This is a genomic window from Priestia sp. 40 (genome assembly GCF_049368575.1).
Taxonomy (GTDB): Bacteria; Bacillota; Bacilli; order Bacillales; family Bacillaceae_H; genus Priestia; species Priestia zanthoxyli.
In genome coordinates this window covers 1,871,603-1,896,962 of record NZ_JBMPZA010000005.1, presented here as the reverse complement: position 1 = coordinate 1,896,962, position 25,360 = coordinate 1,871,603, and the positions used below count along the sequence as shown (strand labels likewise).

General features: G+C 38.1%; 19 protein-coding genes. 14 read left to right on the top strand and 5 right to left on the bottom strand.

The features are described 5' to 3' along the window. Positions 1 to 230 precede the first annotated feature (230 nt). Complete coding sequence (locus tag ACO1DI_RS10910; RefSeq protein WP_025752427.1) at positions 231 to 920, top strand: response regulator transcription factor; 690 nt, start codon at positions 231 to 233, stop codon at positions 918 to 920. Continuing rightward, positions 898 to 3,147, top strand: coding sequence for a histidine kinase dimerization/phospho-acceptor domain-containing protein (locus ACO1DI_RS10905; protein WP_423145232.1), 2,250 nt, complete (start codon positions 898 to 900; stop codon positions 3,145 to 3,147). The genes ACO1DI_RS10910 and ACO1DI_RS10905 overlap by 23 nt, the downstream gene beginning before the upstream one ends. 326 nt (positions 3,148 to 3,473) lie before the next feature. Here ACO1DI_RS10905 and katA read toward each other — a convergent pair whose 3' ends face one another. Then, positions 3,474 to 4,934 carry a catalase KatA gene (katA, locus tag ACO1DI_RS10900; protein WP_115655107.1) on the bottom strand — a complete coding sequence of 487 codons (1,461 nt, stop codon included), beginning with the start codon at positions 4,932 to 4,934 and terminating at the stop codon, positions 3,474 to 3,476. Between the two features lie 275 nt (positions 4,935 to 5,209). Next, positions 5,210 to 7,018: a carbon starvation protein CstA gene (gene cstA, locus ACO1DI_RS10895; protein ID WP_014457699.1), complete on the bottom strand. Its 1,809-nt coding sequence runs from the start codon at positions 7,016 to 7,018 to the stop codon at positions 5,210 to 5,212. Between the two features lie 244 nt (positions 7,019 to 7,262). On the opposite strand from cstA, the gene proB reads away from it, so the two are divergent. Then, positions 7,263 to 8,096, top strand: a complete 834-nt coding sequence (gene proB, locus ACO1DI_RS10890) for a glutamate 5-kinase (protein WP_014457700.1) — start codon at positions 7,263 to 7,265, stop codon at positions 8,094 to 8,096. Beyond that, complete coding sequence (locus ACO1DI_RS10885; RefSeq protein WP_014457701.1) at positions 8,093 to 9,337, top strand: glutamate-5-semialdehyde dehydrogenase; 1,245 nt, start codon at positions 8,093 to 8,095, stop codon at positions 9,335 to 9,337. The genes proB and ACO1DI_RS10885 overlap by 4 nt, the downstream gene beginning before the upstream one ends. A 33-nt stretch (positions 9,338 to 9,370) precedes the next feature. Here the strand turns inward: ACO1DI_RS10885 and ACO1DI_RS10880 are convergent, their stop codons facing one another. Next, entirely contained in the window at positions 9,371 to 10,756 is a 1,386-nt protein-coding gene (locus ACO1DI_RS10880; protein WP_140451819.1) for a sugar porter family MFS transporter, read from the bottom strand. A gap of 189 nt (positions 10,757 to 10,945) precedes the next feature. Between ACO1DI_RS10880 and ACO1DI_RS10875 the strand changes: the two genes are divergently transcribed. The 10 genes from ACO1DI_RS10875 (at position 10,946) to ACO1DI_RS10830 (ending at position 22,398) form a co-directional block, all read left to right on the top strand. Next, complete coding sequence (locus ACO1DI_RS10875) at positions 10,946 to 11,722, top strand: alpha/beta hydrolase (RefSeq protein WP_115655105.1); 777 nt, start codon at positions 10,946 to 10,948, stop codon at positions 11,720 to 11,722. Positions 11,723 to 11,817: 95 nt separating this feature from the next. Further along, entirely contained in the window at positions 11,818 to 12,153 is a 336-nt protein-coding gene (locus ACO1DI_RS10870) for a LacI family DNA-binding transcriptional regulator (protein WP_423145231.1), read from the top strand. After that, positions 12,107 to 12,829, top strand: a complete 723-nt coding sequence (locus tag ACO1DI_RS10865; RefSeq protein ID WP_423145230.1) for a LacI family DNA-binding transcriptional regulator — start codon at positions 12,107 to 12,109, stop codon at positions 12,827 to 12,829. Before ACO1DI_RS10870 ends, ACO1DI_RS10865 begins: the two co-directional genes overlap by 47 nt. Before the next feature lie 144 nt (positions 12,830 to 12,973). Then, positions 12,974 to 13,735, top strand: coding sequence for a threonine/serine exporter family protein (locus ACO1DI_RS10860; RefSeq protein ID WP_013085528.1), 762 nt, complete (start codon positions 12,974 to 12,976; stop codon positions 13,733 to 13,735). Between the two features lie 14 nt (positions 13,736 to 13,749). Continuing rightward, on the top strand, positions 13,750 to 14,205 hold the full coding sequence (locus ACO1DI_RS10855; RefSeq protein WP_013059882.1) for a threonine/serine exporter family protein: 456 nt from the start codon (positions 13,750 to 13,752) through the stop codon (positions 14,203 to 14,205). 300 nt (positions 14,206 to 14,505) lie between these two features. After that, positions 14,506 to 15,912, top strand: coding sequence for a cytochrome ubiquinol oxidase subunit I (locus ACO1DI_RS10850; protein ID WP_014457705.1), 1,407 nt, complete (start codon positions 14,506 to 14,508; stop codon positions 15,910 to 15,912). Continuing rightward, positions 15,899 to 16,915, top strand: coding sequence for a cytochrome d ubiquinol oxidase subunit II (gene cydB, locus ACO1DI_RS10845; protein ID WP_014457706.1), 1,017 nt, complete (start codon positions 15,899 to 15,901; stop codon positions 16,913 to 16,915). Before ACO1DI_RS10850 ends, cydB begins: the two co-directional genes overlap by 14 nt. Next, the gene (cydD, locus tag ACO1DI_RS10840; protein ID WP_014457707.1) at positions 16,915 to 18,627 is read left to right on the top strand and encodes a thiol reductant ABC exporter subunit CydD; all 1,713 of its coding nucleotides are present in this window, start codon (positions 16,915 to 16,917) and stop codon (positions 18,625 to 18,627) included. The genes cydB and cydD overlap by 1 nt, the downstream gene beginning before the upstream one ends. Continuing rightward, the gene (cydC, locus tag ACO1DI_RS10835; protein WP_423145229.1) at positions 18,627 to 20,372 is read left to right on the top strand and encodes a thiol reductant ABC exporter subunit CydC; all 1,746 of its coding nucleotides are present in this window, start codon (positions 18,627 to 18,629) and stop codon (positions 20,370 to 20,372) included. Before cydD ends, cydC begins: the two co-directional genes overlap by 1 nt. Positions 20,373 to 20,598: 226 nt before the next feature. Further along, a complete protein-coding gene (locus tag ACO1DI_RS10830) occupies positions 20,599 to 22,398 on the top strand; it encodes a cation:proton antiporter (protein ID WP_014457709.1) in 1,800 nt (599 codons plus the stop codon). Between the two features lie 29 nt (positions 22,399 to 22,427). Here the strand turns inward: ACO1DI_RS10830 and ACO1DI_RS10825 are convergent, their stop codons facing one another. Next, positions 22,428 to 23,804, bottom strand: a complete 1,377-nt coding sequence (locus ACO1DI_RS10825; RefSeq protein WP_182421638.1) for an O-antigen ligase family protein — start codon at positions 23,802 to 23,804, stop codon at positions 22,428 to 22,430. Positions 23,805 to 23,829: 25 nt separating this feature from the next. After that, positions 23,830 to 25,332, bottom strand: coding sequence for a murein biosynthesis integral membrane protein MurJ (murJ, locus tag ACO1DI_RS10820; RefSeq protein ID WP_014457711.1), 1,503 nt, complete (start codon positions 25,330 to 25,332; stop codon positions 23,830 to 23,832). Positions 25,333 to 25,360 lie beyond the last annotated feature (28 nt).

Below are 25,360 nucleotides of genomic sequence, written 5' to 3'. Positions count from 1 at the left end.
AATAAAAAGATATAATCGCTCACGGATAGTTCTTTAGAATCAAATGAGGAATTGATTATATTTTTTCTTTTAACGTTCCTGTTATCCCTATTCTTTAAACCTTTTTCAACATATGCAGCTTAAGAAAATCTTAAGATTTCCCCTTCCTTTTTCTTAAGAAATGCAGTTTACAATAAAACCCATAGACGAAATGACCCATGATATACTTTTGAAAGGAGTGTGAGAAATCAATGAACGAATATGTGGTTTTAGTCGTAGACGATGAGCAAGAAATCCGTAATGGCATTGCTATTTATTTAAAAAATGAAGGTATTAAAGTCTTTACGGCCAAAGATGGAATCGAAGCCATAGAGATACTAAATAAAGAAAAAGTTCACTTAATTATTCTTGATATTATGATGCCAAGGCAAGACGGCATTTCAACGACGTTTAAAATCCGAGAACAAAAAAATATCCCGATTATTATGCTGAGCGCTAAAAGCGAAGATGCAGATAAAGTGCTCGGTCTGCAGGTAGGAGCAGATGATTATGTGACAAAGCCTTTTAATCCATTAGAACTGATAGCGAGAGTTAAATCACAGTTAAGAAGATATGTGACATTAGGTACATATGAGGAAACAAAGACGATTGATATCCGAGGTCTCGTACTTGATATTGAGGCTAAGTCCGTCACTCTTGATGGGGTATTCATTAAGCTGACTCCCATTGAGTATAAAATTGTAGAGTTATTAATGAAAAATGCAGGGAGAGTTTTTTCCATACATGATATTTATGAACGCGTATGGAATGAACCAGGCTATAACGCAGAAAATACAGTAGCGGTACACATTAGAAAAATAAGAGAAAAAATTGAGATTGAACCAAAAAATCCGAGGTATGTAAAGGTTGTGTGGGGACTTGGATACAAAATGGAAAAGTAGCGTCATTTCAGCTATAGGGATTATCTTGTTTTTATTTGGTTTAGGAGCAACTATTTCTTCAATTAGTAACGTGCATAATCTATTAAAAACAAACTATTTACAAAAAAGCAGCTATGTAAAATCAGAAGACTTCAAAAAACAAATAAGTCGTTTTACAAATGATCTCTACCTTTTAGAATTGACACAAAAAGATAAGAATACCGTTAATGCAAATAAGATAACAGAAGAAGAGATTGAGTCGTATCGATATACGGAAGGAACATTAACAGAACAAATAAAAAACGTGCACGATAAATATGAAGAAAAAATAGAAGACGCTAAGCAGGCAAAGAGCAAAAACGTTGAAGATGCCTATATAAAGCAGCAGGATCTAGAAGTTAAAAACATTCAAAAAAAGTTTCAAGATGATCAATTCGTTCGAGAAGAAATAGCGAAAAACAAAAAACTCGAAATGAAGAAACTATATAATGAAGCTTTTGATCGACAAGAAACATTATCTCAATATAAAAAAGACATTATGTATTATTTGAAAGATAGAAACACACAAAAAATATATACGAACATCCAAAATGCAAGCAAGGAAGACGTTAATCAATTAGTAAAACAAAAAAATATGTTGTATAAACATACCTATTCAGCTCAATCACCCCTTGTGTTTCAACCGGATGAATATAAAAATTCACTGTTAAGCAGTGATACAGACTCAGAGATTCCAACCCAGTATTTAAAGCAGAAGTTTACGGGTACGATTGCTGTTCCTGAAAAAGAAGCTTTCAGTAGTTCTTTATTTGATGAATATAACTATTACCATCACCAAAATGTAGTATTTCTGGTGTATGCATTGTCAGGAATAATAGCTCTGTTAATAGTTTACTTTATTTATAAAAGAACAATAACCGGACGTTTAAAAGAAATAACAAGACGAACCGCAGTACAGAGGATTGATAAAAAAGTACCTTTAGATATTTGTATAATTGTTTTTCTTTTGTACTCATTTTTTACATTAAGTCTAGTTCTGAACGGCTATCCAACTTCTTTATTAGAATCATATCAGCACGTTGCTGCGTTCTTCTTTTATATGATAGCAATATCCATAGCTATTTCCCTATGGGCACTTCAAGTATTTCTACTGTTTCAGCGTATGCGTACAATAGATGATATAAAAGAAGAATATAAAAGAACGTATGTTTATCAAGTAATTTATTTTTTTCGATCTATTTTTATTATCAGACATATTGGCATGCATATAATGGTTGTAGTGCTGCTTTTAGTTTTTGCCGTGTTTGCTGTTATGACCCTAGCGACAAGCACCTCAGGCTTTACAACAGAATTCGCATCATTGTACTTAGCTATAGGCAGTATCGTAGGAGTGGTTACTTTAATACTGCTTATGCTACGAATTAACTATTTAAATAAAATTATTATTTCCATTGATCAAATCGCCACAGCTGAGTGGAAAGAGCCGTTACCTATCAAAGGAAAATCAGCTTTGACTCAAGCAGCGATAAATATAAATCGTATTCAGCAGCAACTTCAAACATCTCAGCATGTTCAAGTTAAAAGTGAACGCTTGAAAACAGAGTTAATTACCAACGTTAGTCACGATTTAAGAACACCATTGACTTCTATTATGACATATATAGCGTTGCTAAAGTCGCAAGGTCTTACTTCGGACGAACAACATTCTTACGTTGAAATTATTGACCGTAAATCAAAACGGTTACAGACACTTATTGATGATTTATTTGAAGTGTCAAAAATGGCAAGTGGAAATGTAGAATTGCATAAAGACAAAATTGATATTAACCAGCTTCTTCATCAGGCTTTGGCTGAATATAATGAAGCAATTGAAGATTCAACTCTGCAATTTCGTATTCAATCTCTCGAAAATCCAATATTTTCTACTGTAGATGGTCAAAAATTATGGAGAGTATTTGACAATTTGATAGAGAATATATTGAAATATTCACTTGAACAAACGCGTGTCTATATTTCTGTTCAAGAAATAGACGAACAAGTGAAACTAACATTTAAAAATGTAAGTAAATATGAATTAAATGAGCAGGCAGATGAGCTGTTTGAACGATTTAAAAGAGGGGATACTTCAAGACAAACCGATGGCTCCGGACTTGGGTTAGCTATTGCTAAGTCAATTATTGATTTGCACGGAGGAGAACTGAATATTGAAATTGACGGAGACTTATTTAAAGTAACGATTACTCTTTAATGTGAGTGAATATAAACAGCATATCTAGTAAAAAAAGAGAAGCAACCTCATTATGCTGGTTGCTTCTCTTTTTTTAGCGTTCGTAATTTTATTCCGCAACCGCAAAGCGTACTGTGCTTTAGTACTTTTATTTCTCTATCACACTGATTACATCTTATTTCTTGTCCAATCATTTCTTCATCCCTTCCTCTTTTTACAAGAATTTAAATAAGTATCCATAAAATATGGATACTTATTTAGTGATAAAATGTTAAACTAATTGAGAATAAACGATAATCTACAATGAGAAAAATACCTTTATTTTTTCATTTAGAAAACTGATAAATTTATTTCACTTGCTGCGGAACAGATAATCCTAAACCGTCTGCAACGCGTGTTCCATACTCTGGATCCGCTTTGTAGAAGTGCTGAATTTGACGCAGTTTAATCTCTTCTTTTTCTACAGGCTTCATAGCTTCAACGATGTTTGCAACTAGTCGTGTACGCTCGTCTTCGCTTAGAAGGCGGTATAAGTCACCTGCTTGCGTGTAATGGTCGTTATGATCATATGCAACACTATCAGCAACGCCTGAAACAGGGTATGCTGCTTGTTTGTTTTCCTGTGATTCTGTTGGGCCGCCAAAGCTGTTTGGCTCATAGTAAACAGAACGGCCGCCGTTATCGTCAAAGCGCATTTGGCCGTCACGCTGATAGTTATTTACTTCGCTGCGCGGACGGTTAATCGGTAGCGCTTGATGGTTAGCACCCACGCGGTAGCGATGTGCATCACTGTATGCGAATAGTCGACCTTGCAGCATTTTATCAGGTGATACGTCAATTCCCGGCACAAGCGTTCCAGGTGAGAACGTAGCTTGCTCCACTTCGGCAAAATAATTTTCTGGATTGCGGTCCAAGACCATGCGACCTACTTCAATTAACGGATAGTCTTTTTGTGACCAAACCTTTGTTACGTCAAACGGATCAAAGCGATACGTATCAGCGTCTTCTAATGGCATAATCTGAACGTACAGCTTCCATGAAGGGAAATCGCCTTTTTCAATGGCATTAAATAAATCTTCAGTATGATAATCTGGATTTTCACCAGCTAGCTTTGCGGCTACGTCTGGAGACAGATTTTTTACGCCTTGCTCTGTTTTAAAGTGATATTTTACCCAAACGCCATCTCCTTCGGCATTAACCCATTTAAATGTGTGGCTGCCAAATCCATGCATATGGCGTAACGTTGCCGGGATACCGCGATCAGACATTAAAATAGAAACTTGATGCAAAGATTCAGGAGATAAAGACCAGAAATCCCAAACGGCCGTCGGGTTTTTCAAATGTGTGCGTGGATCGCGTTTTTGTGTATGAATAAAGTCAGGAAATTTAATCGCATCTCGGATGAAAAATACAGGTGTATTATTTCCGACTAAGTCGTAGTTTCCTTCTTCTGTATAAAATTTAACAGCAAATCCGCGAGGGTCGCGAACAGTATCTGCTGAGCCGTTTTCACCAGCTACTGTTGAAAAGCGAACAAATAGAGGTGTTCGTTTTCCTACTTCAGAAAGGAAAGCTGCTTTTGTATAGGTTGAAACATCGTTTGTCACTTCAAAATAACCGTGGGCACCGGCGCCTTTTGCGTGCACTACGCGTTCAGGAACACGCTCTCGGTTAAAATGGGCTAATTTCTCTAAAAGATGAACATCTTGAATTAAAGTAGGTCCGCGTGAACCAGCGGTCATCGAATTTTGATTATCTCCAACCGGAGCTCCCCAACTAGTCGTTAGGTTATTCTTGTTTGTTGTCATCTTAGAACCACCTCTTATTTGAATTTTATTATGTTAGAAATAATAATAACATCTTTAAATAAAAAATCAATACTAATTTATAATTATTATAATTTAACTTGGGTATTTTGAGATGTAATCAGTGGGAGGATACGCATGTGAAATGTACGAACTATTTTAAAAATTTTCTGTATAGTATATTTAGTTTAATAATAAAAATGCCTGGTGTGCAATTATTTTGACCGGCTATTACTACGTTAAAAACACGCTTGCTTCTATAAGCAAGCGTGTTCGTTTTATATATTTTGTGATAAGTTTGCTTTCGCCGCTAGTTCAGCCTGAGGCGTGCGCCAAAGCTGCGTCCATTTTTGAATCGCGGCAATCATAATAATGAGACCGAGTATAAGCATGATGATCGAAAGAGTCGCATTTAATATGCTGTAACCTGCCGCAGCTTCATTTAAATACACATTCTTAACCATCCAATAACCCGCGTAGTTAACCGTTACGTAAAGGTAGGCTAGTGGAATAAGACAAGTAAGCATATAGGAGCGCTTATCTGCAATTCTAAGAATAACGGTTGCACCAATAATTAAACCAATAGATGCCATTAACTGATTTGATACGCCGAACAGCGCCCAAACTGAGCCGATATCTCCTGAGAACAATAAGTATCCCCACATAAAACAGGCTAGGGCACTTGCAAAAATGGACCCAGGAAGCCAGTCTACTCGCTTCAATGGCTTATAAAATTCACCGAAAAAGTCTTGAATTAAATAGCGGGAAACGCGTGTACCAGCGTCGATAGCAGTCAAAATAAACACTGCTTCAAACATAATAACGAATTGAAAAAAGTAAGAAGACAGGTGGCTGAACCAAGGAATTTCCGTGAAAATATACGTCATTCCTACAGCCAATGTAACAGCGCCGCCTGTACGGCCTTCTAAGTTTAGGCCAATTTCTTGGCTAAGCTGAGGAAGAGCTGTTACGTTCATGCCAAGCGTTTTGAACACTTCAGGTGTAGAGTTGATTGCAAAATAGTCTCCAGGATGTAAAGCAGTTGCGGCAATTAATGCCATAATTCCTACTAAGCATTCGACTAACATCGCGCCGAAGCCTACAACTTTAATGTCACTCCAACGATCGAGCATCTTAGGGGTTGTTCCTGAACCAACAAATGCATGGAAGCCAGAAATAGCACCGCAGGCGATCGTAATAGAAATGAACGGCCACACAGGTCCTGCTAAAATAGGGCCGCCTCCGTGAATAAATTCAGTAACTGCAGGAAATGGAATTGCTGGATTTACGAAAAACACGCCTACAATCAGCGCGATAAAGACACCAATTTTCATAAAGCTGCTTAAGTAATCTCGAGGTGCTAAAAGCAGCCAAACGGGCAAGGCCGCTGCGAAAAATGCATAAACGGGAAGAATAATTGAAAGTGTTTTAATATCTAGCGTTAAAAAATCTCCTAAAGCTGTTCCTTGAATATAAGGGCCGCTAAATACGGCGATTAAAATTAAAATGAAGCCGACGGTAGAAGCCGCTTTTAAATTACCTGTTTTTTTGTGGTAAATACCTACCCCCATTGCGATCGGAATGGTAATTCCAACAGCGAATGTACCCCAAGGATTTTTCTCAAGTGCGTGTAACACGACCATAGATAAACCGGCCATTGTAATGGTAATGATAAAAAGCATAGCTAAACCTGTACAAAAACCAGCGACGGGTCCTAGTTCTTTTTTAGCCACTTCTGAAAGCGACTGGCCTTTTTGGCGCATAGATGCAAATAACACAACTGCATCGTGAACGGCTCCTCCGATTACAGCTCCGATTAAAAGCCAGAGCAGTCCGGGCAAATAGCCAAACTGAGCTGCTAAAATAGGTCCAACAAGCGGACCCGCAGCTGCAATAGCTGCAAAGTGATGACCAAATGTTACCCATCGGTTGGTTGGCACGTAATCTTTTCCATCTTCAAGCTCATGTGCCGGCGTTTTTTGCGCATCGTTTAGTTTCAAGACCTTAACAGCCATGAATGTTCCATAAAGCCGATACGCAATCATTAAAATACAGATAGATCCAATAACAATCGTAACCGCATTCATTACAAATCCCCCTATCCCTTAGTTGTCTGATGTTTGTACTACTACACAACGTTATGTAATTGTGTGTTCCCCTTACAACTTTCATTATAAAAGAAGAAAGCGCTTTTATCACCAGTTTTTCCCTTAATTATTTAAAAAATTAGAAAGTTCAAATTCCCTTTGAAAAACTATAAGACTTTTCACATAATCTCTGCTATAATTTTTAAAAAAATTAGTACGCATTTAGGTGTTTTTAGTTAGGGAGATGAAAAGAGTGAACCATCGTCAAGAGTTACAAAATAGCAAGCGTATCGTAGTCAAAGTAGGGACATCTACGTTGACCTATGATAACGGAGATATTAACTTAGCACGCATTGAAAAACTAGCGCGTGTGTTATCTGATTTAATGAATGCAGGAAAAGAAGTTGTGCTTGTTACATCAGGTGCCGTTCAAGTGGGAGTAAAAAAACTAAAGTTAAAAGAAAAGCCAACTTCTATTCGAGAAAAACAAGCAGCAGCCTCTGTCGGGCAGTGTGAGCTTATGCATATCTACAGTAAATTCTTTGGTGAGTACAGTCACATTGTTGGTCAAGTACTGTTAACAAAAGATGTAATCGAAGATGAACATGTGCGCAATAACGTTGTGAACACGTTTGAAAAATTAATTGAAGACAAAGTGATTCCTATTGTGAATGAAAACGATACAGTTGCAATCGACGAAATTGAAAACATCGTGCGTTTCGGAGATAACGATAATTTATCCGCCATTGTTTCAGTTTTAATTCACGCAGATTTACTCGTTATTTTATCTGATATTGACGGTTTCTTTGATTCAGATCCCACAAAAAACCCTAACTCTAAATTAATGAAAGTAATAGATGGCATCACGCCGGAGCTTGAGAATTTTGCTGGAGATAGTGGAACTGACGTTGGAACAGGCGGAATGGTCACAAAGCTTACTGCTGCTAAAACAGCTACAAGTGCAGGGGTGAGCTTAATCTTAGCAAATGGTAAAGAGCCAAGTATTTTGCGAGATATTATTGAAGGCCAAGAAATTGGAACGTTATTCTTAAAACAAGCTGAAGGAGTAATGAAATGAGTGAATTGCAGCTTAAAGGAAAGCAGGCAAAAGAAGCCTCTTATTTCTTAGGAAATGTAACGAGCGAACAAAAACAGCAGGCGCTTTATAAAATGGCCACTGCTTTATTGGATCAACAAGAAGCTATTTTAAAAGCAAATGAATTAGACGTAGAAAAAGCCGTTCAAAAAGGCACATCAAAAGCGATGTTAGATCGCCTATCTTTAAATGAAGAGCGGATTCATGGAATGGCAGACGGCCTGCGCCAAGTAGCTGCGCTTGCAGATCCAGTAGGAGAAGTGCTGTCTATGGCTAAACGACCAAATGGCTTACAAATTGGGCAGCAGCGTGTACCTATTGGTGTCATAGGAATTATTTATGAAGCGCGTCCAAACGTTACATGTGATGCAGCAGGCTTATGCTTAAAAGCAGGAAATGCGGTTATTTTGCGCGGAGGCAGTGAGGCATTTTATTCGAATCAAGCTATTGTTTCTGTATTATCCCAAGCTGCGGCAAGTGCAGGATTTCCTGAGCATAGCGTACAGCTTATTGAAGATACGTCGAGAGAAACAGCACTGGAGTTAATGAAACTAAATGAATATATCGATGTATTAATTCCTCGAGGTGGTGCTGGTTTAATTGAAGCAGTGGTAAAAAATGCAACGGTTCCTGTTATTGAGACAGGAACCGGGAACTGCCACATTTATGTTGATGAAGAATATGACCGTGACATGGCGGCCAATATTGTCATTAATGCAAAAACATCTCGTCCAGCGGTGTGTAACTCAGCCGAAAAGCTGATTATTCATGAACGAGCGGCTCATGAATTTTTGCCGATTATTGTTCAAGCGCTACGAGAGAAAGATGTAGAAGTACGCGGTGATGAACGTGCGCTAACGATCGTTCCAGACCTTGTTCCAGCAGGGGATGAGGATTGGAAGAAAGAATATCTGGATTTCATCATGGCAGTTAAAATCGTAGATGATATCGATGAAGCGATTTCCCATATTAATGTTCATAGTTCACATCACTCTGAAGCGATTGTAACAACAAATTATGCTCATGCTCAGCGTTTTTTACAGCGCGTTAATTCAGCTGCTGTTTATGTGAATGCTTCAACGAGGTTTACGGACGGAGAAGAGTTTGGTTTCGGGGCAGAAATCGGAATTAGTACACAAAAGCTTCATGCGCGTGGACCAATGGGATTAAAGGAATTAACAACATTAAAATATATTATTTACGGAGATGGACAAATTCGATAAAAAAGAAGCCTGAGATATATGCTCAGGCTTCTTTTATTTCCATATATGTTCAATTTCTTCAAGTGACTTTCCTTTTGTTTCTGGCACCCACTTCCATATAAACAAAAACGAAGCGATACACATAATCATAAAAGATAAAAAGGTAAAAGATCCTCCAGCTTTGTTCCAAAGAATAGGAAAAAACTGAGACACAAACCAATTAGCTATCCACAAGAAAAAGGTGGAAATAGACATTGCATAGCCTCTCGCATGATTAGGAAAAATTTCAGAAATCACAACCCATACAACAGGTCCCATAGAAATATTAAAAAGAAATAAATAAAAAACAATAAGTAAACTAGTAGTCAAGCCTTCAGTACCCTGTGAATGAAATCCAAAAGAAACGAGAAGCTGCGTAACAGCCATACCAGCTGTGCCAATAAGTAATAAAGCTTTGCGGCCAATCCGGTCTATAAGCCACATGGAACAAAGAACGCCTAAAAAGGCAGCTACACCAATCATAGACGTAACAAGGAGCGATAAATCTCCTCTAGCTCCAGCTGCTTCAAAAACTTGCGGGGCGTAATAAATAATGGCATTGATTCCGACAAGCTGTTGAAAGGCTGCAAGTAGAATACCAATAAGCAACGCTTTTCGAAGGCCTGCTTCTTTAAAAAGCGAAAGAGAAGCCGGTTGATTTTCTTTTAACGATTGCTCAATATGATACAGCTCTTGGCGTGCAATGTGTGTACCATTGATTTTAATTAAAATGTCCATAGCTTCTACAGTGCGGTTTGCTTTTACCAGCCACCTCGGACTTTCAGGAACAGGAGAAAGGATAAGAAGAAATAAAAGAGCTGGAATTCCAGAAGCACCGATAATGTAGCGCCATCCTGTGGAATTCTGCCATGCGTCTTCCCCAATAGATAAAATGTAGTCATTTACAAAATAGACAGAAACAATCCCAACGGCAACAGCAAATTGATAAAGAGAGCCTAAGCGGCCGCGCATGTGCGGAGGGGCTATTTCAGAAATATAGGTAATAGAAAGAACAGAAGCCATGCCAATGCCTAGTCCTCCAATAATTCGAGAAATAATCACAAAAGAGATGGATGAAGATAGCGCTTGCATAATTGCGGATACGATAAATAAAGAAGCTGCTAAAAGCAAGATGCTTTTTCTACCGAATCGATCACTCAGTTTTCCTGAAGCAAGTACCCCAACAGCACCACCGAGCAGCAAACTAGATACAACAAAACCTACCATCGTTGGACTAAGATTAAAATGCACTTCCATCAACCCAATAGCCCCTGAAATGACGGCTGTGTCATAGCCGTAAAGTAACCCTCCAAAAGCAGCTGCACATGAAATGAAAATAACAAAAAGTAGATTTCCTTTTTGCTCCTTATACTCGTCAGAAGTTACTTTTACTATCCCCATATAAATTCCTCCTTTGAATCGCGGGCACTATTTTAATAAAAAAACGTTATACGTAAAACGTTTTCATAAAAGATGTTTTTATGTTAAACTAAAAATTATAAATAATCAAACTATTTTTTAACTTTTATATGAATTATGTACGTTTTGTTATCAATCAATAGGGAAGAAAAAGTAGGGGGGAAGAGAAATATGGCGTTTATTCAATGTGATTTTTTTTCAGAAGTATTGCAAATAAGTACTTCAATGAACGTTTTGATACCGCAGCAAACAAAATCTCAGATTGGTTTACAAACCAATATAAGAAGTGAGAAACACCCTACGCTCTATTTATTACACGGTCTTTCTGATGATCATACGATATGGATGAGAAGAACTTCGATTGAACGCTACGCATCAGAATTAGGACTTGCAGTTGTAATGCCAAATGTAGATCGTAGCTTTTATAGAGATATGGCTTATGGAAAGAAGTATTGGACGTTTGTAACAGAAGAACTTCCTCAATTGGCTAGGTCATTCTTTCCGTTATCGGAAAAAAGAGAAGATAATTTTGTGGCTGGTCTTTCTATGGGAGGGTACGGCGCTTTAAAATGGGCGTTTTGCAAACCACATCAATTTTCTGCAGCTGCCAGTTTATCAGGAGTGATGGACGTTGAAGGGCTTGGAGGACGAGGAGAAGTTCAGCTCTTAGATTATCCTTTGATTTTTGGCATGCCGCCTGTTATTAGACCTGAGGATGATCTTTTTTGGCTGCTTGAAAACCGCCGGCGCTATGGAGAAGTGACTCCGCGTATTTATCAATGCTGTGGAACGGAAGATTTTTTATATCAGGAAAATAAACGTTTTTCCGAGCGATGTAAGCAAGAGCCTATTTGTTTTACATATGAAGAAGGAAAAGGAAGTCACGACTGGGCATATTGGGATCACAAAATTCAAGATGTGTTAAAGTGGCTGTTTAGTGAAAAGTAGGGAAGGTAGTTTTGGGTGGTTCCGACTTCTAGTAGTATAATAAAGAAAAATGTTTACTTGGTCGATAGACTAAAAGGAAATAGGAGTCGGTACGAATGGGGAGAAAAAAAGTCACGATTACAGAAGTAGCAAAAGAAGCGGGTGTTTCATTAGCTACGGTATCAAGAATCTTTAATAATAAAGACGGTAAAATTAAAATCAGTGAAAAAACAAAACAAAAAGTACTAAAAGCAGCAGCTCATTTAGGGTATCAGACGAATCCATTTGCGGCAGCTCTGCGTGCCCAAAAAACAGGGATTATTGGGATATTAATTAGAGATTTAAAAGACCCGTTTTTAATTGAACTGTTAAAAAAGGTACAGCAACAAGTCCAAAGTTCGAGGGATGGACGTTCTTATTGGACATACGGATTACCAAGAAGCAACGGCTGAGCGTCAATTAAATGTGATGATGAATCATTGGTTTGATGGGGTCATTCTATTAGATTACGTAGCGGCTCATCATCCGTTTGTAGACGTATTAAAACAATATCAAACGCCTTACGTTTCTCTTACAGGAGACGGCTCTTCTGCACTTTGGCCAATTGTACATGTAGATGATGCGGTGGGAATGCAATTAGCTGTTGCTCACTTAACGGACCTTGGCCATAATAATATCGGGTTCGTTGGAAAAGCTGTAAGCGGAGTGGAGCACCGTCTGTCTCTTTTTTATCAATATGTACCGTCAGCAAACGCAAAGTTTGTGAAAGAAAATATGAATAACTCAGATGAACTATATCAGTTTATAAATGAGCTAGCTCATCATCCAGAGCCCCCAACTGCGCTTATTTGTGCTACGGATGACATTGCTCTGAAAGTGATACACTGTGCGTGGCAAAACGGGCTTCACGTTCCAGCAGATTTGTCTGTGATAGGGTTTGATGATATTACAGAAGCTAGTGAAGCGCAGCCTCCGCTAACAACTATCCGTCAACCGATGGAAAAAATGGCTGAAAAAGCAGTAAACCTCTTACTTCAGCAAATTCAGGATCAGCAAGAAATAGATCAGGTACAGTATAAAATGGCACCTGTATTAATAGAGCGTGAGACCACAAAACGTATGAATTGATAAGGAATGTATATACTATTCCTGAAAGTGTGAGACAAAAAGTCCACACTTTTTTGCATTAACCATTGCGTCCACTTCCCTCTTTCTTATACACTGTATGCTGTAGGGGAAAAAACCAAGCTTTAATATGTTTGGAGCGATTTGATGACACAGCAAAAATTAGATAAATATGAAATTATGGACGTTAGCTTACTAGCAGGTAAAATTATGTTAGAAAGCGGAGCAGAAACGTATCGAGTAGAAGACACAATGATGCGGATTGCAGCGTCTTACGGTATAAAAAAATCCCACAGCTATGTGACGCCAACAGGGATCATGTTTTCACTTGAAACGAAAGAACCGACGAAAACGAAGCTAATTCGTATTTCCGAACGAACGACAGATTTAAAAAAAGTAACTATGGTAAATAGCGTCTCAAGAACCATCAGTCAAGGAAACATCTCCTTGGAGGAAGCGTATGAAATGCTACAAGAAATTGAAGCAACGAACGTAGCTTTTCCACTATGGGTTCAACTTGCAGCTGCATCCATTTCTAGCGGATGCTTTTTAATCATGTTTCAAGGTTTATGGACGGACTTTATTCCAGCGATGTTTTCAGGAGGTCTCGGATTTTTAACCGTGGTGTATTTCCACCGTCTTATTCCGATTCGCTTTTTTGCTGAGTTTACCGCTTCGTTAGTTATTGGACTTTTATCAGCTCTTTTAGTCGCTTCAGGACTGGGCACGCAAATTGATAAAATTATTATTGGATCCGTTATGCCTCTCGTTCCTGGCTTATCCATTACCAATGCAGTGCGAGATTTAATGGCGGGACATTTACTGTCTGGATTATCAAAAGGAGCAGAAGCGTTTCTGACGGCATTCGCTATTGGTGCAGGTATTGCCATTGTATTTACGCTTCTATAGAAGGGAGGCATCATATGCATATCGTAGAGCAGATAATTACAAGTTTTATTGCTTCAGCAGCGTTTGGGATCATTTTTAATGTTCCACGTGAATCATTATTAAAAAGTGGCTTTGTCGGAATGATTGGCTGGCTCATTTACTATTTGCTAACGTTCTATGGTGTAGATGAAATTCCAAGCACTGTAGCATCGGCCTTCTTTATTGCTATTATTAGTCAAATTTACGCAAAAATTTATCGTACGCCGATCATTATTTTCACCGTAGCAGGTATTATTCCGCTCGTTCCAGGGGGAACAGCATACGATGCCATGCGTAACTTTGTAGAAAATAATTATAATGAAGCGATTAGTCTTGCAGCAAAAGCCTTTATGATTTCGGGTTCAATTGCCATTGGTATTGTATTTTCTGAAGTCATTAACCAAATCATTCGTCAATCTAAATTAAATGCGAAAGCAAAATATCGACCGTAGAGAAGCAAGCTCAAATCAGAGCGTGCTTTTTTTATGAAAAAATAAAGAGTTCCTTCCCTTTTTCGTCACAAGAAAGTCACGTTTTAGTCTAAAAACGTTCAAAAAATGTACGTGCACAGCTAAAAAAATAGACTATACTATGTAAATAGAAAGAGAGACATTACATATGTTTGTGAAATGTTGAGCATATTTCTCGAATTGTTATGCTCAATGTTTCACAATATAAGTAAAAGATGCTCAGAAATGAGCAAAGTATCTATGGAAATGATGAATGTTCTTATATATGAAAGGAGAAAGAAGATGGATACAGTCATACTATCACGTATTCAATTTGCATCAACGACGCTGTTTCATTTTATCTTTGTACCGCTGTCTATCGGCCTTGTCTTTTTAGTAGCGATCATGGAAACGATGTACGTAGTAAAAAAAGATGAACAGTATAAAAAGATGGCAAAGTTTTGGGGGCACTTATTCCTGATTAACTTTGCTGTCGGAGTCGTAACAGGTATTTTACAAGAATTTCAGTTTGGCATGAACTGGTCAGAGTACTCAAGGTTTGTAGGAGATGTATTCGGTGCGCCGCTTGCTATTGAAGCACTGCTAGCGTTTTTTATGGAGTCCACGTTCCTCGGGCTGTGGATTTTCGGGTGGGATCGTTTGCCTAAATGGCTGCACTGTCTATGTATTTGGCTTGTTAGTCTAGGTACTATCTTCTCAGCGTTCTTTATTTTAACGGCTAATTCTTTTATGCAGCATCCGGTCGGAATGGAGCTAAATAATGGCCGTTTAGAAATGACTGACTTCTTTAAATTGTTAACAAACGGTCAGCTGTGGGTTGAATTCCCTCATACAATTTTAGGTTCGTTTGCAACAGGCGCCTTTTTTATTACGGGTGTCAGTGCTGTTATGCTCTTGAAGAAAAAACATGTGGCTTTTGCCAAAAAATCATTTCAAGTTGCTATCCTTGTAGGGTTAGTTTCAGGTGTAGGAATTGCGCTATCTGGGCATGAACAGGCTGGATACTTAGTTAAAACACAGCCGATGAAAATGGCCGCAAGTGAAGGGTTATGGGAAAACAGCGGAAGTCCAGGTGCTTGGACAGTAACAGCAAATATTCACCCTGATGAAAAGAAAAATACGAGTGAAATCAAAATACCTTATTTATTAAGCTTCTTATCATACGGGAAGTTTTCAGGCTCCGTTCCTGGAATGAACGAGCTTCAGCAGCAGTATACGGCGAAATATGGAGAAGGAAATTATATTCCACCCGTTCGAACAACGTTTTGGAGTTTCCGCATTATGGCTGGTCTAGGTGGCGTATTATGTGCACTAGGCATTTGGGGTACGTACTTGCTTTCTCGTAAAAAACTTCAAGAAAGCAAACTATTTTTACGTATTATGACGATTGCCATTGCCTTTCCGTTCCTGGGAAGCTCAGCAGGTTGGATTATGACAGAGATTGGCCGTCAGCCTTGGGTTGTATTTGGCTATATGAAAACCGAAGACGCCGTGTCTCCTGGTGTAACAGCAGGTGAATTACTGTTTTCTATTATCTCGTTTTCGTTCTTTTATTTAATTTTAGCTGTGATTATGGTGTTCTTGTTCGTTAAAGAAATTAAAAAAGGTCCAGATCACGATCACGAAGCACATACAAAAGTAACATCAACTGATCCGTTTACAAAGGAGGGATACAATGTTTTCTCTTAATGAATTCTGGTATTTACTAGTATCCATTCTGTTTGTTGGTTTTATCTTTTTAGAAGGTTTTGATTTTGGGATTGGAATGGTGTCTCGTTTTTTAGGACGAAACGACTTAGAGCGACGAGCTTTTATTAATACAATCGGTCCTTTTTGGGATGCAAATGAAGTTTGGTTAATTTCAGCAATCGGTGCTATGTTTGCCGCTTTTCCAAACTGGTATGCAACGCTATTAAGCGGGTCATATGTTCTTTTTGTTCTTCTGTTGCTTTCGCTTATTGGCCGCGGCGTAGCATTTGAATTTCGAGGAAAAGTTGAAAAACAAGCGTGGAAAAATGCGTGGGATTGGGTTATCTTCTTTGGAAGTCTTTTTCCACCGCTCATTTTCGGCATCTTATTTTCAGCGCTAATGAAAGGACTGCCTGTTGAGCGCAACATGCAAATGAATGCCGGCTTTTCGGATATTGTGAATCTATATACTATAACGGGCGGTGTTACATTAACAATGCTTTGCTTATGGCACGGACTTATTTTTGCGACGATCCGTACGATGGATGACATTAGAGATCGTTCACGAAAAGTGGCCATGAAGCTTTTGCCTGTTAATGCCTTGCTGCTTCTTATTTTTTCAGGCATGACGTTTTTTGAAACAGATTTATTCAGTAATCATAGCCGCTTGATGCTATATACATTTTTCATCGGCATTTTCGTGTATTTACTAGCAGGTTTTTTCCTTACACGTAAAAAAGACGGATGGGCATTTGCTATGTCTGGCTTAATTTTAATTTTATCAATTTCCTCTATATTTGCAGGATTGTTTCCAACCGTTTTGGTTAGTTCAATCAATGAAGGCTATAGTTTAACGATTTATAATGCAGCATCAGGGAATTATTCCTTGAAAATTATGTCTTACGCTGCTATTGCGTTACTGCCTTTTGTGTTAGGTTATCAAATTTGGAGCTACTACGTTTTCAGAAAACGTGTAGATCATAAGGAGCATATGGAGTACTAATGGGTAGAAATTTAATGGTTTACAACGGAATAAAAATGGTTCTTGCCATGTTAATAGGGCTTATTACTATTCAAAGTGTAGCCATTATTTTTCAAGCTAAGTGGCTTGCCGAAGTAATTACCGCTCTTTTTCATGGTGAAAGTTTAACTTCGCAGACAAAAGCAATCGGACTGTTTTTGTCTGCCTTTATGGTTCGTCAGATCGTAGGTTTTATAGTAAAAAAAACAGCATATCAATTTGGAGTCAAAACGACTCAGGAACTTCGTTTGATAGTCATGAAAAGCATTTTTTCATTAGGACCGCGTTTTACCAAAGATGAAGGAACAGGAAACTTGGTGACGCTCATCACCACAGGTCTACAGAAGCTTCGCGCTTATCTCGAGCTGTTTTTGCCTAAACTGGCCGCCATTAGCGTTACACCTTGGCTAGTGCTTGCTTTCGTTTGGTACCATGATCGGCTTTCAGGCATTATTTTACTTGTGACCATGCCAATTTTAATTTTATTTATGATTTTGCTCGGACTGGCTGCACAAAAAAAAATAGATAGCCAATGGGAGACATATCAAGTGTTGTCCAACCACTTTGTAGATTCGCTTCGAGGGTTAGAAACGTTAACATTTCTCGGGAAAAGTAAGGAACATGCTGAAACGATTGAGAGAGTCAGTGACCGTTATCGAAAAGCGACAATGGGAACCCTCCGAATTGCTTTTTTATCTACGTTTGCTCTCGATTTCTTTACGATGTTATCTGTAGCCATCGTGGCTGTTACGCTTGGTTTGCGGCTGGTGAATGGTTCGATGACATTAGAGCCTGCACTTATGATTTTATTGCTGGCGCCTGAATATTTTCTGCCCATACGAGAAGTCGGAAACGATTATCATGCAACATTGGACGGAAAAGAATCTGGAGATGCATTACTTAAGGTTGTGAAGCAGGCTGAAAAACCGTCGGCTAAAGAAGAAGATGTTCCTACTTGGACTGAAAGCAGTGAACTTCAAATAAGGCATATCACCGTCAAGTATGACGAAGAGCAGCCACCTTCTCTTGAAGATGTGTCGCTTCATGTTAAAGGAAGTAAAAAAATTGGGATTATAGGAAAAAGCGGAGCTGGAAAATCGACGCTTATTGATATACTGAGCGGCTTTGTACAATCTACAGAAGGCTCTGCTGAAGTAAACGGCGTGCAGGTTGATTTACGCTCAGAGGCTTGGCAAAAGCAGATTACGTATATCCCTCAGCACCCATTTATTTTTAATGGAACTGTAAAAGAAAATGTTGAATTTTATCAGGATAGAGTCCGCTCATATAATTATGAAGATGCTTTAACGAAAGCAGGACTTTTATCAGCGGTTCAACAGATGCCTAAGAAGGAAAATGAAATGATAGGGGATGGGGGACGGCAGCTTAGCGGCGGCCAAGCTCAAAGGATTGCCCTAGCTCGAGCATTTCTAAGCGATCGCCCCATTATTATGCTAGATGAACCAACGGCACAAGTCGATATTGAAACAGAATATGAATTAAAGCAAGATATTTTAACGATGTTTCAAGACAAGTTATTTATTTTAGCTACGCACCGTTTGCATTGGATGAAAGACATGGATCTTATTGTTGTGATAGAGGACGGAAAGGTTTCAGAAATCGGTAATCATCAAGAACTGATTCAAAAAAAAGGAGCTTACTATCAATTTTTACATGAAGAGGAGGAGATATGATGAAATATAAAAGTTGGATATGGCCTTACTTTAAAACATATAAATATCGTATCTTTTCTATCTTATTACTAAGCTTATTGACGATTGGTTCTGCTTGCGCGCTAATGTTCACGTCAGGTTACTTGATTTCAGCTTCGTCCTTACAGCCAGAAACAATCTTATTAGTATACGTTCCCATAGTCCTTGTGCGTACATTTGGTTTAAGCCGAGCAGCCTTTCGTTATGGGGAGCGTCTTGTTAGTCACGATTTTATTCTTCGGATTTTAGCTAAAATGCGCACACGTCTTTATCATTTGATTGAACCGTTAATTGCTACATCCCGCTATCGTACAGGTGATGTTTTAGGGGTTCTTGCTGAAGATATTGAAAGCTTACAAGACTTGTTCTTGCGTACCATTCTACCAACAATCTCAGCTGTGATTTTATATGTCGTTGCGATTGTAGCTTTAGGATTCTTTAGCCTAAAGTTTGCATGTTTGATTGCTATCTATTTATTTTTATTAGTAGTAGTGATGCCGCTTTTTTCCCTTTGGCATATGAAAGCGGCTAATCAGAGATATAAATCAAGCAAAGCACAGTTATATGCCAAGGTCACAGACGGGTTTTTAGGAGTTGCTGATTGGATGTTAAGCGGTCAGCAGCAGTCATTTTTTCATTCGTATAACAAAACAGAAGATGAGCTAGACCGCATGGATCGCAAGCTTAAACTATGGACGTATTACCGAGAATTGATTGGCCAAGTTATTGTAGCAGGTTTAATTGTCACAATGATTTGGTTTGGGGCGTCTCTTTTTGCAGACAAAGAGCTTGCAGGTGTTTTTATTGCTGCTTTTATTTTAGTAGTATTTCCTTTATCTGAAGCACTGCTGCCGGTATCTAATGCAGTAGAGAAGATTCCTCAGTTTGAAGAGTCATTAAATAGAGTGCAGGAAATGGAAAAGAACTGGGAAGCTGTGAATGAAAAGAAAAAACATACTCTTTCCCTACCTTATAAAGGTTCATGGGACTCGGTTAGCTTAAAAGTCGAGCATGTAAGGTTTCGCTATAGCAATGAGGAAGAGTCAGTAATTCATGATCTTTCATTTCAAGTCGAGCAAGGGAAGAAAATTGCGATTCTTGGCAAGAGCGGAGCTGGAAAATCGACTCTGTTAAAGCTGCTGCAAGGTTCCTTATTGCCTACAGAAGGTACAGTTCAACTAAACGGTCAGTCTGTTGCTGAAGTTCGTGAAGATGTATCAAAACTCATCTCTGTATTAAATCAAAATCCTTATTTATTTAATACAAGCGTAGCAAACAATTTATTACTAGCTAATGAAGAGGCCACAAAAGAAGAGGTAATTGAGGCAATGAAGCAAGTCAATATGCACTCCCTTGTGGAAGGTTTGCACCAAGGATATCAAACGTCCATGCTCGAAACAGGTCAGCGCTTCTCAGGAGGAGAACGTCAGCGGATTGCGTTAGCACGTGTTTTGCTTCAGCATACGCCAATTGTTATGCTAGATGAGCCAACTGCAGGGTTAGATACCGTGACTGAAAAGCGTTTGTTATCCACTATCTTTGAAACTCTTCACGACAAAACTTTAATTTGGGTTACGCATAATTTAGTTGGGATGGAAAAAATGGATGAAATCTTGTTTTTACAAGATGGTAAGGTAGCCATTCGAGGAACGCATGAAGAATTACTTGCTACGAATAGTCACTATCAAAAGTTATACGAATTGGATCATCCGGTAAAAAGCCTTTAGCAGAAGCTAAAGGCTTTTTATTATTTTATACTAACGTGAAATTCGACAAACACGAGTAAAATATGTGTCGAACGAAAGAAAACAGCTTGTATTTAAAGAAAAGGGTATGCGTTTAGCATTTTTGAAAAAGTGGTAAAACAAGGTAGTGTTTGTTTCTTCCTGTATAACATCGGTTTATTTTAGGGAAAATATATACACATTATGCGAACGAGAGAAGGAAGATACAATGGAACCTATGCTTATACATATCACGCTCGTAGTAGGACTAGGCGTTCTATCTCAGTGGCTGGCTTGGAGATTTAAGCTACCAGCAATTGTCGTGATGTCAATTATCGGACTGCTAACAGGCCCTATTTTAGGTTTAATTGATCCTAAAGCACAGTTTGCTCAGCTTTTTGATCCTTTTGTATCGATTGCTGTAGCTGTTATTTTATTTGAAGGCAGCTTGAACTTAGACATGAGAGAGGTAAGGGGAATCGAAAAGCCCGTGTTTCGGATTGTGACGCTCGGAGCCATGCTAGCTTGGATTTTAGGCTCTTTAGCTGCTCATTATATAGCGGATTTATCATGGGCGGTGGCAATTGTTATCGGAGGACTTTTTATTGTGACGGGTCCAACCGTAATTTTGCCTCTTTTACGACAAGCTAAATTAAAACCAAAACCAGCAGCCATTTTAAAATGGGAGGGTATTATTGTTGATCCCTTTGGTGCATTGCTGGCCGTTTTTTCGTTTGAAATTGTTCAATTTTTAGTGCTGAGAGAAGTGAGTGGAAAAACAATTCTCTTTTTCTTCGTGGCCTCTATTATTGCCGTTTTAATAGGGTGGCTTCTCGGCCGCGGAATAGGATGGATGTTTCAAAAGGGTCATATTCCAGAGTATTTAAAATCTCCGGTCGTATTTATTGTCGTTATTGCCTGCTTTACGATAGCTGATGAAATTAAGCATGAAACAGGTCTTCTAGCAGTAACAGCGATGGGGATTACGCTTGCTAATATGCATATTTCATCTATTAGTGATATGCGACATTTTAAAGAGAACATTTCGGTTCTATTAACTTCTACTATTTTTATCATGTTAACGGCTGGACTGACGATGAAGACCATTACTGAAATTTTTCATTGGAATATTATTTTGTTTGTTTTACTTATGCTGTTTATTGTCAGACCTGTCTCCATCTTTTTATCAACGGTAGGGACAGATTTATCTATAAAAGAAAAAATACTGATTGGCTGGATTGCTCCGCGCGGAATTGTGGCGTTAACGGTCTCGAGCTACTTTGCGAAAGTACTAATTGATGAAGGATTTAAAGATGCTTCCATCCTAACAACGCTGACATTTGCTTTAGTGTTTGCTACGGTTTGTGCACACGGTTTTTCTCTTTCATGGCTAGCTAAGAAGCTTGATTTATCAATTGGAGAAGAACCTGGTATTTTGCTTGTAGGAAGCAATGATTTTACGGTTGCCTTTGCAACGAAGTTAAAACAGCTAGGCTATCCAGTATTAGTTGCTGATTCTTCGTGGGAGCGGTTAAGAGTTGCGCGCAGAGCGGAAGTAGATGTTTATCACGGAGAAGTACTAGCTGAGCAAACGGAATATCATCTAGACTTAACTCCTTATGAATATGTGATTGCTGCAACTGAGTTAGATGCATATAATGCGCTTGTTTGTACTGCTTTTCTTCAAGATATGGGGCGGAACAATGTTTTTCAATTGAGCATTCGTGACCAAGAAGATTCAAGAGAAGATGTCGATGAAATTATGCACACAGTAAGAGGACGTATGCTCTTTAAGAAAGGAATTACGTGGGAGTTTCTGCATCATAAAATGGAGCACGGATATACGATTTACAATACAAAAATTACGGATGAATATACGTATGAAACATATCTTGAGGAGAAAAGCGATGATTCTCTTTTACTAGCAGTGAGCAAGCAAGGAAAGGCATTGAGTTTTTTTGCTCATGATCAAGAAATAAACGTTAATACGGGTGACACGGTGTTAAGCCTTCAGCCATTAAAAAGATAAAAAAACAGGCCTTTAATGACCTGTTTTTTTTATGCTTTTCTTTGTTTAAAATGAATGACGAACAGATAAGCAGCAGCTGCTGCAAAATAGATAGTAACGGCTGGTGCGGTGAAGACATGCCCAGCTACAAAAGCAATTCCAAGAGCTAATACAATTGCTGTACTATACATCATAAAGCTTTCATCAAGAAGCTGTGATGGGTCTTTAAATAATCGAACCAACACGGTTAAACCAACTACTAGAAGTGGAAGAACCCATAGTAAAAATCCGATGATACCTAAAGAGAAAAACAAATCATAAAAATCCATTTCAATCATCTTTGGCGGAAGCTGCTTTGTATAGTCACCAGAAAAGCCCATACCTATCATTTTTCGTGCAATAGGTGCTTTTGCATACTCTTCCTTATGATGAGCTAAGAATTGCTCACGGCTGCTTAGAATCAGATTTTGAATATCTTTGTCATCTAAATTTGATTCCTTTTGTTTTTTCTTTTTAGCCGGCTTTTCTTTTTCTTTCTTTTCCGGCTTTTCTTTCTCTGTTTTCTCTTTTTTAGCCTCTAACATATCGATGTGCGTATAAGTGTTTTTGTAAGCTGGAGAAATCGGAGTAGTTGCTCCGGTTACAATTAAAAGTAGAATTGAGATTACTAAGTTGGCTTTAATTAAGCTGCGTTTATTCGTAAATAATTTTGCAAATAAGACAACTGTTGCTACAACTAAAGAAAGAATAACGGCACCTAAGCCTACTTTCGTTCCAAGCATGATGGACGAAACGGCTAACAAGATAAAAGGAATCCAGTAATAAGCTTTTGAAAACGAACGTACTTTATCTAAAGCTAAAAGCAGTGTGAGAGGAAGCAAAATAGCAATGGTTGCGCCTAGCTCATTCGCTGCATAAAACCAGCCTTTAAATCCGATTTTATTATACTGATAACTCTCTAGTGCTGTACCTGTTAGCATTGTACCGATAAAAACAATACTGATGATGAGTGAAGCAGTCAATAAATTTTTGCTCAGTATTCTTTTTACATCCACAGATGATCGATAATGTGAAAACATCACAATCATTCCAAGTAATGTAACGTTCATATAAACAACCTTATTGAAAAATTTAATTTCTTGCCCAATATAATAAGGATCTTTCCATTGATGATTTAAGTAGATATTGAGTCCAAGAAAGAGTGCAAAAACAATAAGATAGATAATCGAATATCTAGCCCATTTTGATTGTTTAGCAAACACTAAAAGTAGGACACCTGCAAAAATCATATATAGAAAGCGAATAACAACCCCAATTGAGAGACCACTATCCATGTTCAAAACCATGTACGTCGTTAGCATATCAATAATCGGCTGAATTGAAATAAAACCAACGAACAGAAAAAATAACCAGTATGTGTTCTTCATATAGTACTCTCCTGTTTTACGTGAATTAACGTTTTCTTTTAACTAAAAGCATAACACCTTCTACTCTGCATAATAGCGTCGACATTAAGTATACTAAACCACCTGCAATACAGACAATACCAAATCGTAAGATAACATGTAATGAATTCAAAAATGCGATGTCCCTTAAGAAGAACATGACGATCGCAACAGGTACGGAAGCTAAAAGAATTTTTCCTGTTTCTTTCGCTAAATATCCGTAATGGAAGTGATTGATTTGTTTTGCCAGCATAACGAATACGATAGCCGTATAGAAAAAGGCAACCACTGACATGGAAAGTGCTAATCCTTGGTATCCCATAAATTTAGTGAAAATTATGTTAAAGATAATATTTAACACAATGGATAATAAGCCTGCTCTCATAATAAGATAACCTTTTTGAAGAGAATAAAATCCTTTTGCAAGAACAGCTTGTAGCGAATAGAAAAATACCGAACCTAGGTAATAATAAGATACATCCGTTGTTTTTAGCGTTGATTGTGCGTCAAATGCACCGCGCTGATAAGCAATCATTACAATGTCTTTCATATAAAAGATCATAATAACAATCGTCGGAATCAGCAGCATCAGCATAAACGTAATCCCTTTTTCAATTCCTGATTTAAATCGTTCGTCATCTTTTTCAGAAATGGCTCTTGCAATCAGCGGGTAAATAATGGTTGCGACCGTAACCCCGAATATTGCCTGGGGAATACTTACAAGTCTGAAGGCGTAATTTAAGTATGAAATAACACCTTCACCAAAGGAGCCAGCAAAGAAGAAGTTTACAGTTAAATTAATTTGACCGACCATAATGGTCACACCAACAGGGATGAATACTTTATAAAAAGCCACCACTTCATCACGGTCAATTTTTTGCTTCCATAACAGCAGATGCTGCGGTTTAAAATAGACAACTTTAATTAAGAAAGAAGCAATTGTTCCTACAAAATAGCCAAGAGCAATTGCATAGCCGCCCATAATTGAATGTAATAGGATTGTACTTAAAATCGTAAATAGTACAACAACCGTTTGAGAAAACACAGAGAAAGAATATTGACTTCGTGCATCAAATACACCTTCGTATACGGCATTTACTCCAACTAGTGAAAGAGATAAGAAGTACATAACGCCCGTATAAATTCCTAGTTCAATTGCTGCTTTGGAAAAATTAGAATACGAAGCGGGAAAGTAAAAGAAAGCGGCAATTGATCCGAGAACCGAAATAATGAAACAAATAAGAAAGGTTGATTTAACAATATTAGTCAAATGAACCTTTCCTTTATTTTCTTTTTCATAACGTAAATAACTAGGAATAAACGCATCCTTCATCCCCGTTAACATAAATAAAATAAAAGCGTTTGGAATAATCATTGCTGCGTTGTATGAATCGACGATATAACTTGTACCGAAATAGTTAGCAATAACTAAATCACGAATCATACTAGAAAATTTCAAAAATAATGTTGATATGAGCAGTAAAATGCTCGCGAATTTTAAGTTTTTCATGCGAAACTCCTACCTTTTCAAGTTATCT

Excerpts from the sequence above, each read along its gene's own strand:
- ACO1DI_RS10830 (WP_014457709.1), top strand. The coding sequence starts at position 20,599 with ATGGAACCTATGCTTATACATATCACGCTCGTAGTAGGACTAGGCGTT.
- cydC (WP_423145229.1), top strand. The coding sequence starts at position 18,627 with ATGAAATATAAAAGTTGGATATGGCCTTACTTTAAAACATATAAATAT.
- ACO1DI_RS10825 (WP_182421638.1), bottom strand. The coding sequence starts at position 23,804 with ATGAAGAACACATACTGGTTATTTTTTCTGTTCGTTGGTTTTATTTCA.
- proB (WP_014457700.1), top strand. The coding sequence starts at position 7,263 with ATGAAAAGAGTGAACCATCGTCAAGAGTTACAAAATAGCAAGCGTATC.
- ACO1DI_RS10885 (WP_014457701.1), top strand. The coding sequence starts at position 8,093 with ATGAGTGAATTGCAGCTTAAAGGAAAGCAGGCAAAAGAAGCCTCTTAT.
- ACO1DI_RS10910 (WP_025752427.1), top strand. The coding sequence starts at position 231 with ATGAACGAATATGTGGTTTTAGTCGTAGACGATGAGCAAGAAATCCGT.
- ACO1DI_RS10870 (WP_423145231.1), top strand. The coding sequence starts at position 11,818 with ATGGGGAGAAAAAAAGTCACGATTACAGAAGTAGCAAAAGAAGCGGGT.
- cydB (WP_014457706.1), top strand. The coding sequence starts at position 15,899 with ATGTTTTCTCTTAATGAATTCTGGTATTTACTAGTATCCATTCTGTTT.
- ACO1DI_RS10860 (WP_013085528.1), top strand. The coding sequence starts at position 12,974 with ATGACACAGCAAAAATTAGATAAATATGAAATTATGGACGTTAGCTTA.
- cstA (WP_014457699.1), bottom strand. The coding sequence starts at position 7,018 with ATGAATGCGGTTACGATTGTTATTGGATCTATCTGTATTTTAATGATT.
- ACO1DI_RS10850 (WP_014457705.1), top strand. The coding sequence starts at position 14,506 with ATGGATACAGTCATACTATCACGTATTCAATTTGCATCAACGACGCTG.
- murJ (WP_014457711.1), bottom strand. The coding sequence starts at position 25,332 with ATGAAAAACTTAAAATTCGCGAGCATTTTACTGCTCATATCAACATTA.
- ACO1DI_RS10875 (WP_115655105.1), top strand. The coding sequence starts at position 10,946 with ATGGCGTTTATTCAATGTGATTTTTTTTCAGAAGTATTGCAAATAAGT.
- cydD (WP_014457707.1), top strand. The coding sequence starts at position 16,915 with ATGGGTAGAAATTTAATGGTTTACAACGGAATAAAAATGGTTCTTGCC.
- ACO1DI_RS10865 (WP_423145230.1), top strand. The coding sequence starts at position 12,107 with ATGGACGTTCTTATTGGACATACGGATTACCAAGAAGCAACGGCTGAG.
- katA (WP_115655107.1), bottom strand. The coding sequence starts at position 4,934 with ATGACAACAAACAAGAATAACCTAACGACTAGTTGGGGAGCTCCGGTT.
- ACO1DI_RS10855 (WP_013059882.1), top strand. The coding sequence starts at position 13,750 with ATGCATATCGTAGAGCAGATAATTACAAGTTTTATTGCTTCAGCAGCG.
- ACO1DI_RS10880 (WP_140451819.1), bottom strand. The coding sequence starts at position 10,756 with ATGGGGATAGTAAAAGTAACTTCTGACGAGTATAAGGAGCAAAAAGGA.